10 protein-coding genes are annotated in these 13549 nt (G+C 74.1%); 7 read left to right on the forward strand and 3 right to left on the reverse strand.

Going from position 1 to position 13549, the window contains the following annotated elements:
- Positions 1-17 precede the first annotated feature (17 nt).
- A complete protein-coding gene (locus tag ACFQSB_RS07535) occupies positions 18-2600 on the reverse strand; it encodes an NYN domain-containing protein (protein ID WP_380825159.1) in 2583 nt (860 codons plus the stop codon).
- A 234-nt stretch (positions 2601-2834) separates the two neighbouring features.
- Here ACFQSB_RS07535 and pyrE point away from each other — a divergent pair, with 234 nt between their 5' ends.
- On the forward strand, positions 2835-3371 hold the full coding sequence (gene pyrE / locus ACFQSB_RS07540) for an orotate phosphoribosyltransferase (protein WP_380825161.1): 537 nt from the start codon (positions 2835-2837) through the stop codon (positions 3369-3371).
- A gap of 4 nt (positions 3372-3375) precedes the next feature.
- Here the strand turns inward: pyrE and ACFQSB_RS07545 are convergent, their stop codons facing one another.
- Together ACFQSB_RS07545 and ACFQSB_RS07550 are read right to left on the reverse strand one after the other, a co-directional pair.
- On the reverse strand, positions 3376-3912 hold the full coding sequence (locus tag ACFQSB_RS07545) for a hypothetical protein (protein WP_380825164.1): 537 nt from the start codon (positions 3910-3912) through the stop codon (positions 3376-3378).
- Between the two features lie 139 nt (positions 3913-4051).
- A complete protein-coding gene (locus ACFQSB_RS07550) occupies positions 4052-4765 on the reverse strand; it encodes a DedA family protein (RefSeq protein ID WP_380825166.1) in 714 nt (237 codons plus the stop codon).
- Positions 4766-5015: 250 nt separating this feature from the next.
- Here ACFQSB_RS07550 and fbaA point away from each other — a divergent pair, with 250 nt between their 5' ends.
- From fbaA to ACFQSB_RS07580, 6 genes are all read left to right on the forward strand, one after another.
- On the forward strand, positions 5016-6038 hold the full coding sequence (gene fbaA / locus ACFQSB_RS07555) for a class II fructose-bisphosphate aldolase (protein ID WP_380825167.1): 1023 nt from the start codon (positions 5016-5018) through the stop codon (positions 6036-6038).
- 216 nt (positions 6039-6254) lie between these two features.
- Entirely contained in the window at positions 6255-7856 is a 1602-nt protein-coding gene (locus ACFQSB_RS07560; protein ID WP_380825169.1) for an asparagine synthase-related protein, read from the forward strand.
- A 49-nt stretch (positions 7857-7905) separates the two neighbouring features.
- Entirely contained in the window at positions 7906-9156 is a 1251-nt protein-coding gene (locus ACFQSB_RS07565; RefSeq protein ID WP_380825171.1) for a class I SAM-dependent methyltransferase, read from the forward strand.
- Between the two features lie 190 nt (positions 9157-9346).
- Positions 9347-11275 carry a glycosyltransferase family 2 protein gene (locus ACFQSB_RS07570; RefSeq protein WP_380825172.1) on the forward strand — a complete coding sequence of 643 codons (1929 nt, stop codon included), beginning with the start codon at positions 9347-9349 and terminating at the stop codon, positions 11273-11275.
- Complete coding sequence (locus tag ACFQSB_RS07575) at positions 11272-12915, forward strand: glycosyltransferase family 2 protein (protein ID WP_380825173.1); 1644 nt, start codon at positions 11272-11274, stop codon at positions 12913-12915. Before ACFQSB_RS07570 ends, ACFQSB_RS07575 begins: the two co-directional genes overlap by 4 nt.
- Positions 12916-13031: 116 nt before the next feature.
- Positions 13032-13451 (forward strand): DUF3151 domain-containing protein, encoded by a 420-nt coding sequence (locus ACFQSB_RS07580; protein WP_354918502.1) that lies wholly within the window; start codon positions 13032-13034, stop codon positions 13449-13451.
- The last annotated feature ends 98 nt before the right edge of the window (positions 13452-13549 follow it).

Consider the following 13549-nt stretch of genomic DNA (forward strand, 5'->3'; position numbering starts at 1 on the left):
CTGGGAGCGTGCCCGGGTCAGCGGCGGGCGCGTTCGAGCGCGTCCCAGAACCCCCGGCGCAGGGCGTGGCGCACCTCGTCGTGGAGCAGGAAGTCGATGGGCAGCGAGGAGCCCTGGAGCAGCCGCGCCTCAAGGTCGGAAGGCATGCGCGGCTTGCGGGCCAGCACGGCCTCCAGCCACAGGGCGGGGGCGTCGCGGGCGACGGACTCGCCGAAGTCGTGGCCCTCCTTGTGCGCGGCCTTCACCGCGTCGGCCAGCGTGGTGGTGCCGGGCGTGCTCTGGACGGGCACCGGAGCGGGCTGGGGGCCGGTGTAGGGGCCGAGCTGGGGCCCCGGGTAGGCCGGGCCGCCGGAGCCGCCGATGCTGTACTGGCCCGGCACGGCCGGGGGCTGCGGCGGGACGGGCGCGGCCATCGGCCCGGTCGGCGGGCCCGAGGACGGCGCGGAGTGGGATGACGGGCGCGACTCGGAGGCGTACCCGGAGTAGGCGGCGGGGAGCGCGGGCTGGGAGGAGCGCTGTGCGCCGGCCTGCGCCGAGGCCGGCCCCTGCGAGCCCGAGGCGTGGGAGCCGCCGCCGTGCGCACCGGTCGAGTGAGCGCCGCCGGCGCGGGGACCGGCGCCCGGTGAGCGCACCGGGAGACCGCTGGAGGTGGTCCCGCCCAGGCCGGCGCCGGACGGGCCCCCCTGGACCGCACCGCCGGACCGGGAGCCGCCGGAGGCGAGGCCGCCCCCGCCGGACGAGAGCTCCCCGGGACGCCCTGAGCCGGACGACGGGCCGGAGTCGACGCCGGCCCGCCCCTGCGACGCACCACCGGAGGCCGGGCCGCCGGAACCGGCGGAGGGGGCGGGTGTCAGGTCGGTGATCGCCGGAAAGCCCATGGTGAGCCCGCCGCCCGCCGACAGGTCGCCGGACGCGGGACTGGAGGGCATCGTGCCGGACGCCGGACCGCTCGAGGTCAGGCCGCCGGACGACAGGCCACCGGACAGGCGCGAGCCCTGGCCGTGGGAGTCACCCGCCTGGCCCGCCGTGGCGCCCTCCCGGCCGAGCGAGCCGGACCCGGCGGAGCTCGCGGAGCTCGGGCCGAGCGTGCCCGCACCGGCGGGCGGCCCCTGGGGTTCGGCGGCGCGCGGGCCCTGCTCGGTGGTGGAGGCGTGGTGGTCGGAGCCGAGCCGCCCCTGCCCGGCCGGTGAGGACGAATAGTCGCCGCCGGACCCCTGCGTGCTCTGGTAGTCCGGAGCGAGGGAGCCGTGCCCGGCGGAGCCGCGATGATGGCCGGACGGGCCCTGCCCGCCGGCGGCGCTCGGGTAGTCGTCGCCGGAACCGTGCCCGCCCGAAGCCAGGTGGTAGTCACCGCGCGCTCCGGACACCGGCGAGGAGCCCTGGTAGTCGCCGCCACGGGACGCCGGCCCCACCGACGAGCGCGGATGGTCGCCACCGGAACCCTGCCCGGACGACAGACCCTGGTAGTCACCGCCGGACCCCTGCCCGGACGACAGACCCTGGTAGTCACCGCCGGACCCCTGCCCGGGCGACAGGGCCCGGTAGTCGCCGCCGGAACCCTGCCCGGCCGGCGAGCCGTGGTAGTCGTCGCCGGAACCCTGCCCGTCCGAAGCCAGGCGGTAGTCTTCGCGGGCCCCCGGCACCGGCGAGGAGGCCTGGTAGTCGCCACGGGACGCAGGCACCTCGGCGCCGGAACCCGGCACGGACGACGAGGGCGGGTAGTCGGCCTCGCGGGCGGCCTGCCCGGGCGGGGGAGGGTAGTCGCGGGAGCCATGCCCGCTGCCGGAGCCGCGCGTGTCCGGCCCCACCAGCGAGGCCAGCGAGGCGCGGCCCGAGGGGGACTGATCGTAGGGAGGGGGCGGGGCCGGGGACGGATCGGCCGCCGGAGGGGCGTGCGAACCGGCGGGAGGGGCGTGCGAGCCCGCGCCGAGCGCGTGGGGCGCCCGGGCCTCGGACGGCGGCCGGCTCTGGTGGTGGGCGCGCGAGCGGCCGTTGCTCACCGGCTGCGGCAGGCGGTGGCCGTTGCCGGAGGTGGCGCCGCCGTCGGCGGGCCCGGCGACGTTGCCGGTGACCAGGTTGACGTAGGGCCGCAGGTGGCCGCCGCCGATCTCGATGAGGTCGTCGCACTCTTGCTGGAGCGTGCGCGACACCGCCCAGCCGCCCTCGGCCGCGATGTGGATCACCGTGACGCGGATGCCGAGGTCCTGGGCGTCGCTGACCACCTGGGCCAGGTCCTCGTCGCCGCTGACCACGACGGCGTCGCAGATGGCGTTGTTGCGGGCGAGGGTCATCAGGTCGCGGTGGACCTGGGCGTCCACGCCCTCCCTGCGGCCGGGCCTGATGCGGGCGAGGCGCAGCTTGAGCCCGGGGAGGTCGGCGAGCGCGTCGTGCTCAGGGGTGCGCCGGCCCTCGACCGTCGCCTCGTACCAGTAACAGCGCAGCAGCGGCAGGTCGGTGCGCTCGCGCGCGAGCGTTGACAGCAGATCCAGCAGGCCGGGATAGTCCCAGGCGACGGCTTCGCGATGGCGGGTCCCATGCACGGCCATCGCGCCGTCCGCCAGCAGATAGCCAGCGTCCACGAACAGCGCGCAGCGATCCACGCGACACCGCCCTTTCTACATGGCCCAGGTCCGGTGGCAGCCGAAGCCCGGCCCTATCTCAGGGTAATGAAGCCACTGATCGTGCGAGGGTGAATCCCGGCGATTCGGCCCGCGCCTGACCATATCGAGGAACGTTCACGCCAGACCGTATCAGTTTGCCTCCTATTACCGACCTGGGGTGATAAACGAGTGGCCCGCCGGTCGAGTCCATTCGGGACTCTCTAGGCTTGCCCCATGAGCGACCGTGAGAATCTGCTGGACGAGATCAAGAAAAAGGGCGTGGTGCACGGCCGGGTCGTGCTCTCCTCCGGGCGCGAGGCCGACTGGTATGTGGATCTTCGGCGTATCACGCTGGACGGGGTCGCCGCCCCGCTCGCTGGCCGGGTGATGCTCGACCTCACCGACGATCTGGAGTACGACGCCGTCGGCGGGCTGACGCTCGGCGCCGACCCGGTGGCGGTGGCCATGCTGCACGCGGCGGCCGCGCGCGGGCGCGCTCTGGACGCCTTCGTCGTCCGCAAGGCGGGCAAGGCGCACGGCTTGCAGCGCCGCGTCGAAGGCCCCGACGTGGCGGGCCGGCGCGTCCTGGCCGTGGAGGACACCTCGACCACCGGCTCCTCGGTGCTCACCGCGGTGGAGGCGCTGCGCGAGGCCGGGGCCGAGATCGCCGGGGTGGCGACCATCGTCGACCGCGGCGCGGCGGCGGCGATCGAGGCGGCCGGGCTGGCCTACCGCACGGCCTACACGCTGACCGATCTCGGTCTGGACTAACAGGTCAGGGCGCCGGGCGGCGCTTGACGGTGAGGGTCTGGCGCTCCCCGGGCTTGCCTGGGGAGCGCGGCTCGCCGTTGACCTCGACGTACACGGTGGAGGCGTCGCCGAGCACCACGTCCAGGGCGGGCTGGAAGTACGCCGCCCGCTGGCCGCTGGACAGGTCGCGGTCTTCGACCACGTCGCCCCCGGTGACCCGGACGAACAGCGGGCAGCTGTCGGCGTGGCACTCGACGAACACGGTGGGCACCTCGGCGCCCGAGGCGGTCCGCGCGGCGGTCGCGACGGGGGACACGGAAGTGGACCCGGAAGTGGACGCGGATGTGGACGCGGACGGGGACGTCGCCGTGGACGGAAGCAGGTCGGCGGCGGGGGCCGCGGTCGTGGCGGCGGCGCCCGTCGGCGCCGGTTCGGCGTCGGAGCTCAGCGAGCCGACGAGGGACAGGACGCCCAGCACGATGAGCCCGAGCAGCACCAGGATCGCCAGGCCCACGAGCAGCAGGCGGGCGAAGCCCAAAGGGTCGGACCTGTGGCGTCCCACATATCGCAGGTTAGCGCTTGTGCGGCCCCCGATGGCCGCTAACCAGGAGTTCTTCGCGCACCGGCATGGCCGCCGGTGACCGCGCGCGGCGGCGCCGCGGCCGGACGTCCTTGGTCACCGGCCCGGTGACCAAGTGCGTCTAGAACGGCGGAGCAGCGTCGCGGTGGTGGCGTCCGCGGGGCTCGGTGACCGGGCCGGCGATCGGGTCGGTCACCGTCTTTGGCTCTCTGCGGCTCTTGATGATCTCGCGAATGATCGGGATCACCGACAGGAGGATGATCACCGCGGCGCCGGGCAGGATGTAGTGATCGACGTTCGGGATGGCATTGCCCGCGAAGTAGCCGATGAGCAGCATCGACTCGGTCCACAGGACGCCGCCCACGACGTTCCACAGGAAGAACCGGGGAGCGGGCATGCCGAGCATGCCGGCCACCGGGTTGAGGAACGTGCGGACGATCGGGATGAACCTGGCCAGCACCACGGCCTTCGACGGGCCGAACTTCTGGAAGTAGTGCTCGGCCTTCTCGACGTACTCGCGTTTGAACAGGCGTGAGTCGGGCCGGGAGAACAGCCGCGGGCCGGTCTTGCCGCCGATGTAGTGGCCGAGCTGCGCCCCCGCGACCGCGCACAGCGGCGCGCAGACCAGCAGGACCGGCAGCGGGAACGGCGCGGCAAGGCCGACCGAGGAGGCGACCGCCGCGGACGCCCCCATGCCGGCGACCACGAGCAGCGAGTCACCGGGCAGGAAGAACCCGATGAGCAGGCCCGTCTCGGCGAAGATGATCGCCAGGATGCCGATGAGCCCGAAGGTGACGATCCACCACTGGGCGTCGAGAAGATTTGTGAGGTCCATCACCGACGAGGGTACCGCTGGCAGGCGGCTCCGGGGTGCGAGAGGGTAGTACCTGAGGGCGAAGACCACGATGTCGGGGCGGCCCGCACCGGGCCGGTACACCCGACCGGCAGGTGAACGGAAGGGAACGCCGGGCCCAAACAGGAGCCGGGCTCCTCCTTCCTGGAACGCCGCCGCTTCGGAATACTTGCCCAAGGGTGCGTTGAGCCCTCCACCAGCCTGTTCGTTCCTCCTAGGGAGATGACTTCCGATGCCTATCGCGACCCCAGAGGTCTACGCCGAGATGCTCGACCGGGCCAAGGCCAATGGTTTCGCATATCCGGCGATCAACGTGACCTCCTCGCAGACGTTGAACGCCGCGCTGCGCGGTTTCGCCGAGGCCGAGAGCGACGGCATCATCCAGGTGTCGACCGGCGGCGCCGAGTACCTTTCGGGCTCGACGGTGAAGGACATGGTGACCGGGTCGGTCGCGCTGGCCGAGTACGCCCGCGTGGTGGCCGAGAAGTACCCGGTGACCGTGGCCCTGCACACCGACCACTGCCAGAAGGAGAAGCTCGACAACTTCGTCCGGCCGCTCATCGAGATCTCGCTCGAGCGCATCGCCCAGGGCAAGGACCCGCTGTTCCAGTCGCACATGTGGGACGGCTCGGCCTGCCCGCTGGACGAGAACCTCCAGATCGCCCGTGAACTGCTCGAGAAGGCCAGCGCGGCGAACATCGTCCTGGAGGCCGAGATCGGTGTCGTCGGCGGCGAGGAGGACGGCGTCGTCGGCGAGATGAACGAGAAGCTCTACAGCACGCCCGAGGACGCCCTGGCCACCGCCGAGGCGCTCGGCCTGGGCGACCGCGGCCGCTACATGCTGGCCGCCACGTTCGGCAACGTGCACGGCGTCTACAAGCCGGGCCACGTCAAGCTGCGCCCGAGCGTGCTGAAGGACATCCAGGACGCCGTCGGCGCCAAGTACGGCGTCGAGAAGCCGTTCCACCTGGTCTTCCACGGCGGCTCCGGCTCCTCGCTGGAGGAGATCCGCGAGGCGATCTCCTACGGCGTGGTGAAGATGAACATCGACACCGACACCCAGTACGCCTTCACCCGCCCGGTCGCCGACCACATGTTCCGGAAGTACGACGGCGTGCTGAAGGTCGACGGCGACGTGGGCAGCAAGAAGGAGTACGACCCCCGTTCCTGGGGCAAGTCGGCCGAGGGCGGCATGGCGGCGCGCGTGAGGGAGGCGTGCGAGCACCTGCTCTCCGCCGGCACGCGCCTGTCCTGACCCAGTGGCGATCTTCCAGTAGAAGACCGCCCTGACACGCAGGGAACGGGCAGGTCGCATGACCTGCCCGTTCCATGTGAATTTCCTGAGAGAAAGCGTAAAAAGAGATGACTATGCGGCTGATGTAACGATTAAGTGGTTAGCATGAGCTAAATGTTCATCTCCTCCCGAGCGCACCCATATGTGTGCGGTGCCATCGGAAAGTGGGATGCACGCGTGGTGGACCGGCTGCTGTCGGCCTCACCGCGAGGGCTCGACGAAGTGCACCGTTCCCCGCTCGCCGTCCTGTGGTCGACCGGCGAGCCCGAGAACTGGTCGTCCGGTCCCCGTTCGGGATTCCTGTGGTGGTCCCGGGCCGGCGGGCTGCCGCAGCCGCACTCCTGGCAGGACGCCGCCGAGCGCCGCATGGCCGCCGGGCTGGTCGTCGACCGGCGGGACGCCGTCCTGCACACCGACGCCCTCGGCCTCAACGAGCTGCTCGTCCGTCCCCTCGGGGACGCCCTCTACTTCTCCGCCCGCCTCGACCCGCTCGTCCGGCTGGACGACGCCCCGCTCCACATGGACTGGTCGGCCTGGGCGAACCTGCTGGTGATGTTGACGCCGCTCGCGGAGGAGACGCCGTTCCGCGAGATCAGGCGCCTGGCCCCGGCGACCGCCTGGCGGGCCGGCCTCGCAGCGGGCGGGCCGCGCGCCGAGAGCTTCGAGCCGGCGTGGCTGTCGGCCGGCCCGGGCAAGCCGCCGGCGCCCGAGGACATGGTGGACCTGATCGCGGCGCGCATCCCGCACCGCGCGGGCCCGGTGGCGATCGGGCTGAGCGGCGGCTGGGACTCGCGGCTGCTGGCCTCGCTCGCCGCCCGCCGGCCCGGCGCGCGGCTCGAGGCGTGGACGACCAGCACCGACGACGGCCTGGATCTGGACATCTCCCACGCCCGCGCCGTGGCCGCGGCGCTCGGCCTGCCGCACCACGTGGTGGTCCCGGGGCCGGAGGCGTGGCTGGAGGAGCACCGGGTGGTGTGGCGGCGCACGGAGTACCAGACCATGCACCACGGCTGGGCGATGCCGTACGCGCGGGCCGTGCACGGGCTGCGGGCGCCGCTGATCGACGGCTGCCTCGGCGACGGCCTGCTGAGAAGGGGCGGCCCCGCGCCCGGCGAGGACGCCGCGGGCGCCGCGGGCGCCGGCGCGGGCGAGCGGGCGCGCGCCGCGATCTGGCGGTCCCTGTCCGGGCACTTCCCCCGGCACCCGGAGCTCTGGGCGCCGGGGGTGGGCGACGCCCTGGCCGACCTGAGCCTGACGGCGTTCCACCGGGTGACGCGCCCGGTGGAGGGGCATCACGCCATGCCGGTGCTGGCCCGGCTGCTGACCCGCTACCGGGGGATCTACTCCTCGCCGACCCGGCTGCTCGGGCCGGAGGCGGAGGTGTGGCTGCCGTTCGCCGGGCCGGACGTGGTCACCGCGGCCCTCGGCGTCCCGATGTCCGCGCGCGAGGACCACGCGTATTACCGGGCGATGCTCGGGTACGGGGCACCGGATGTGGCCGCGCTCCCCTCCACCAACGACCCCGGCGACCGGCCCGCGCCCGGACCCCGGCGCGCGACCACCCCCGCCGCGCTCGCCGCGCTCGCCGCGGACATCGCGGCGAGCGAGGAGGCGCGCACGCTCCTCGGCCCGCGATTACTCGCGACCCTGCACGACCCCGAGGCACGCGCGCGACAGGCGCGCTGGTCGGGACCGCTCTACGTCCTTCAGTGGGCGAGCATGCTCGCTCGCTGGCGCGGTGAGTACGGCTCCCGCGTCTCCTGGGAGCCCTTTACCTGACACTGCATACTCTGGGATCCCCTGCCTGAAACATCCAGAAAGGGAACATATGCGGACATTATCCCCACGCCTCCTGCTGATCATCAGCGGCGCCCTCGCGGCCGCCGTCGTGATCACGCTGGTGCTGCTGTCCGCTACGGGGGCCGTTCCCCCGATCACCGCGGTGGAACTGGCCCTGTCCGTCCTGACCCTGGCCGCGGCCGCCGTGATCGTCCTCGGCGCGCGCAGGACCGACGGCAAGGCGCTGCGCATCGACGCGCGGACCAAGCGCCAGGAGGCCGCCCTCGCCCGTACAGAGCAGAGCGTCACGCGCCTGACGACCGCGCTCGACGGGCTCGCCGGCCGCCTGGAGGACGCCGCCCGGGAGCAGTCCCGCACCGTGCTGGCGGCCCTCGGCGAGGACCGCGTGGAGCTCACCGCGCAGACCGGACGGCTCGACCGGCTCGCCGGCACGGCGTCCCGCATCGAGACCACGCTGCGCCAGGGCGCCGGCGACCTTGAGGACCTGCGCAAGCTCCGGCACGACCACGAACAGCTCACCGCGCTCACCAGCACCGCCGTCCGCGATCTCGGCGACCGGCTGGAGGCGCTCGCCGGAGCGGTGCGGGAGGGGCACGCGCACCTGGCCCGCTCGGCCCGCCACGACTACGCGCAGCTCGAAGCGCTCATCGACGTGCGGGCGCTGCTGGAGCCGCGCGCGCCGCTCCCCCGGCTGCGCGGCTGGGCGGCCTCGCCCGACGTCCTGCGCCTGCTCGTGGAGCGCGTCGCGGCGGACCACACCAAGCTCATCGTGGAGTGCGGCAGCGGTGCCTCCAGCGTCTGGCTCGGATACGCCGTCCAGCGGTTCGGCGCGGGACGCGTCGTCGCCCTGGAGCACGACGAGCGCTTCGCCGAGGCGTCCAGGGATCTGGTCGCCGCCCACGGCCTGCAGGACGTCGTAGAGGTGCGCCACGCCCCGCTCACCACCTGGACCGCCCCGCGGACCGACTCAGGCGAGGCCGGCGCCTCCGGCGGCGAGAGCTGGCCCTGGTACGACACCGGCGCCGTGGAGGACCTGCACGGCGTCGGCCTGGTGTTCGTGGACGGCCCTCCGGGGGCCACCGCCCCGCTGGCGCGCTACCCCGCGCTGCCGGTGCTGCTGCCGCGCTGCGCGGCGGACGCCTGGTTCGTGGTGGACGACACCGTCCGCCCCGACGAGCGCGAGGTCGCCGACCGCTGGCTCAGAGAGCACCCGGAGCTGACCGGCTCCGCCTACCCGGCCGAGAAGGGCGCCATGATCCTCAGGCGGACCCCCCGATGAACCCCCCGCACCGTCGCGGCCGCCGTGATCCCCATGCGGACCATCCCATGAACCTCTCCCGCCCTCGCGGCCGCCGTGATCCTCAGACGGACCGTCCCATGAACCTCCCCCGCCGTCGCGGCCGCCGTGATCATCACGCGGACCGCCTGACAAGCCTCCCGCGCCGTCCCGGTCGCCCTGGAGGCCCGGCATGACCACCGAGCTCACACCGTCCGGGATGTCCGCCGACCTGACCCGGGGAGGCGGCAAGGTCGCCGTGGCCGTCGCCGGGGTGGAGACCTCCGACCTGGATGGCCTGCTCCCGGGCGTGGCCTTCGAGGCGGCGGACGTGGACAGCATGGGACCGGAGCCGTGGGCCACCGCCGAGCCCTCCGCCGTGCTGGTCGTCGCGCGCACCCCCACCGACCTGCGCCGGGCGGTGACCCTGAGCGGGGAACTGCCCGCGGCGCCCATGATCGGCGTGATCGTCGTGGAGTCGCCGCCCTGGTGCGACGCCCCCGGCGTGCCGCTGTCGCCCGGGCTCGGGCGCCGCTTCCTGCGGGACGTCGGCGTCTCCCGGTACGGCAGCACCGGCTGGCGGGTGAAGGCGCGCTTCTCCGAGCCGCGACCGGCCGGAGAGGTCGCCGCCGCCGTGGCCAGGAGCTTCGGCGGCCACCACCTGAGCGGGTACCCGCTGCCCATGGCCGGGCTGGCCGGTCCGGGCCTGGCCGACTGGCGGCCGGGCGACCCGAACGTGACCGTCGCCGACGAGCGGGGGCCGGCGCCCGAGCGATCGGGCGTGTCCACCGCCGACCTGGCCATCCGGGCCGTCCCGCCCGCGCCGGAGTGGATCGACGAGCGGGTGCCCGCCGTCGACCGCCCGCCCGCCCTCACCTGGGAACGCCTCGGCTCGCCCGGCGGGTACCAGGTCCTGTCCGGCGAGCGGTTCGCCCCCGAGGCCGTGCCGCCCGTGGACGAGCGCTCGGTCAACCCGCAGGGCTTCCTCAAGCGGCCCGCGCTCGGCGTCGCCGACCTCCTCCAGCACGACGGGGCCTGGGAGGTCCGGCTCGCGGACCGGACGCTCGCCCGCCTGCCCGCCTCCGGCGGCGTGACCGACGCCGACGTCGGCCGGCTGCGCCGCCTGCGCGGCGTCCGCGTCGCCTGGCGGCCCGCCCACACCGGCCCGATCGCCGCGGCCCGCGCCGTGGCCGGGCTCGCCGCCGCCGGCGTCCCCCTGCTGTCCGGCCCGCTTCCGGAGTGGGCCGCACTGGCCCTCGGCCACGACCTGGCCGCCGACCTGACCGCCGCGACCGAGCGGGACCTGGACGACGACCTGCGCCGCGAGGAGCACAGCGTCCGGCTGCGCCGCACGGCCCTCACCCGGCACGGGACCATGGCGCGGTGGCGCGAGCTCGCCGCCCGCGCGGGCATCGCCGTGCCCGCCCCCGCGACCATCTCGGTCGTCATGTGCACCCGGCGGGCCGGCCTGGTGCCGTTCGCCCTGGACCAGGTCAGGCGGCAGCGCGGAGTGGACCTGGAGGTCATCCTCACCCTGCACGGCGTGCCCGCCGCCACCCCGGAGGTCGCGCGGGCCGTCGCGGCGTTCGACCGGCCGATCACGGTCGTCGAGGCGGACGCAGCCGTCCCGTTCGGCGCCGTGCTCAACCAGGCCGCCGGCCACGCGAGCGGCTCGTTCCTCAGCAAGTGGGACGACGACGACTGGTACGGGCCGGACCACCTGGCCGACATGATGCTCGCCCAGTCCTACTCGGGCGCCGAGCTGGTGGGGGCCGCCTCGGAGTTCTTCTACCTGCAGCAGATCGACGTCACCATCCGGCGCGACTGGACCAGCGAGACGATGTCCAACCACGTGGCGGGCGGCACCTTCGTCATCGCCCGCTCGGCCTTCGAGGCGCTCGGCGGCTTCCGCCCGGTGCCGCGCTCGGTGGACGTCCAGTTCTTCCAGGACCTGCTGCGCGCCGGCGGGGCCATCTACCGGACGCACGGCCTGGGGTTCGTCGCCCGCAGGGCGGCGCGCGGCAGGCACACCTGGCAGGAGCCGATCGGCTACTTCCTGGCCAGGGCCAAGGACCAGTGGCGGGGATTCAGGCCGAGCCGACTGATGGAGTGGGAGCAGTGACGCAGCAGCCGACCGGGCCCGAGCGAACGACCCAGCCGCGGATCCGGCACAACGACTACGGGGTGCTCACGCCGCCCGAGCCCGGAGCCTGGACGCCCCGGCTGTCGGTCAGCGTGGTGATCGCCGCCTACGGCCACCAGGACAAGCTCGACCTCACCCTCGCCGCCCTCGCGGCGCAGAGCTACCCCCGGCACCTGCTGGAGGTCGTGGTCGTCGACGACGGGACGACGCCCGCGCTGCGCCTGCCCGAGATCACGCCCGAGAACACCCGGCTGATCACCACGCGGCCGGGGGCCCGCGGGCGCTCCGACGCCCGCAACGCCGGGCTGGCCGTCGCCGACGGTGACGTCGTCCACTGGCTGGACGCCGACATGGTCACCTTCCCCGACGAGGTGGAGGCGCACATGCGCTGGCACCACCTCGCCGACTACCTCGTGGTCATGGGATACGTGCGGTACGTCGACCACCGGCCGGGCGGCCCGGCCCCCGCCGAGGTGCGCGCGGCGGTGGAGGCCGGAGCCACCGAGCTGCTCTTCGACGAGTCCGCGAGCGAGGCGCACTCCTGGATCGTGGACCTGGCCGAGCGGACCGACGGGCTGCGCACCGCGGGCGACACCGCCTACCGCGTCCACGTGACCAACGCGGCCTCGGTCAACGCCCGGCTGCTGCGCGAGGCCGGTCCGCTGGACACCGGGCTGGTCCTCGGCGAGGACACCGAGCTCGGCTACCGGCTCGCCCAGGCCGGCGCCGCGTTCGTCCTGGCGCCCGAGGCCCGCAGCCGCCACCTCGGCAAGTCGATGATGATGCGCGACGGGGAGCAGGTCAGGCGGTACAACCAGGTCTTCGTGCCCGACCACATCCCCCTCATGCGGTGGCTGCGCACCCACCCCCGCCGCCAGTGGCTGGTGCCCTACGTCGACGTCGTCGTCCAGACCGAGGGCGCGACCTACGACGAGCTGCGGGCCACCGTGGACGGCTTCCTCGCGAGCACGCTGAACGACATCCGGATCACCCTGATCGGGCCGTGGGACTCGGTGCGGGAGGACCGCCGCAACCCGCTGGACAGCCCGGCGCTGGACCTGGTGATGGTGCGCGGGCTGTACCGCGGCGAGCCGCGCGTGCGGTTCGCCGGGCAGGTGCCGGCCACGGCCGCTCCCGTGCCGTACCGCATGTTCTGCCCCGCCGGGTGGGTCCCCGGCCCCGAGACGCTCCGGCGGCTCGTGGCGCAGGCCGCCGAACGCGGGGACGGGCTGGTCAGCGTGGCCCTCGACGAGGAGGACGAGGTGATCACCGCCCGGCTGGAGCACACCGGCGCGTTCGCCAGGGCCGCCCTGGTGCGCGGCGAGGGCGAGCCGCTGGACGCCGCGGTGCACGAGGTGTACGGCACGCGGTGGGTGGACGGCAGGACGCTGGGCTTCCTGCCGGCGGCCGAGGCCGAGCCGCCCAAGCGCGGCAAGGCCGAGGACCCCGCGCTGACCCGGGAGATCGCGCGACTGCGCGCCGAGAACGCCCGCCTCTCCGACCGGCTCGCGGCCGCCACCAGGGACGGCGCCCCGGCCGACGCCGACGCCGGCGACGCCGTCTCCCGCGAGGGCAGGCGGTTGACGGTCTGGCCGCGAAGGGCGGCGGCCCGCGGATGACGTCCCCGGATGTGCGGGCGCACCACGTGACCTGACGTGCGGGCGCACCACTGACCCGACGTGCGGGCGGACCGAGCATGACCGCACAGGCCCGGCGCAGGTATAAGACTGTGCTCATGGAAACGCACGAGAACCTCATCGCCGGGCCGCCGCCGACCCACCTTCCGGACACCCCGGAAGCCAGGCAGGCGCTGGAAGCCGGCGCCAAGGCCAGTGACATCGCCGCGCGCTTCCCCGCCTACTCGGCGGCATGGGCGGCGCTGGCCGACGAGTCCTTCGCCGCCGGGCACGCGGTGACCTCCTACGCCTTCGCCCGCACCGGCTACCACCGCGGCCTGGACCAACTGCGCAGGGCGGGATGGAAGGGGCACGGCCCCATCCCCTGGGACCACGAACCCAACCAGGGGTTCCTGCGCTGCCTGCACGCGCTCGCCCGCGCCGCCCAGGCGATCGGCGAGAAGGACGAAGCCGAGCGGTGCGCCCAGTTCCTCCGCGACAGCAGTCCGGCGGCGGTGGAAGCGTTGAACCACCCGTAAGTCGCGCTTGGGCGGCATCAGCATGCTCGGGTAGTCTCTCAACGCAAGAGCCCCTGTCGCGCTTGCGCCAGGGGTTTCGTTTTTGTGCGCGGGAGTTA

This window comes from Sphaerisporangium rhizosphaerae, from assembly GCF_042665155.1.
Lineage (GTDB): Bacteria > Actinomycetota > Actinomycetes > Streptosporangiales > Streptosporangiaceae > Sphaerisporangium > Sphaerisporangium rhizosphaerae.

Coding starts and splice junctions, on each gene's coding strand:
- pyrE (WP_380825161.1), top strand. CDS start 2,835: ATGAGCGACCGTGAGAATCTGCTGGACGAGATCAAGAAAAAGGGCGTG.
- ACFQSB_RS07550 (WP_380825166.1), bottom strand. CDS start 4,765: ATGGACCTCACAAATCTTCTCGACGCCCAGTGGTGGATCGTCACCTTC.
- fbaA (WP_380825167.1), top strand. CDS start 5,016: ATGCCTATCGCGACCCCAGAGGTCTACGCCGAGATGCTCGACCGGGCC.
- ACFQSB_RS07565 (WP_380825171.1), top strand. CDS start 7,906: ATGCGGACATTATCCCCACGCCTCCTGCTGATCATCAGCGGCGCCCTC.
- ACFQSB_RS07570 (WP_380825172.1), top strand. CDS start 9,347: ATGACCACCGAGCTCACACCGTCCGGGATGTCCGCCGACCTGACCCGG.
- ACFQSB_RS07580 (WP_354918502.1), top strand. CDS start 13,032: ATGGAAACGCACGAGAACCTCATCGCCGGGCCGCCGCCGACCCACCTT.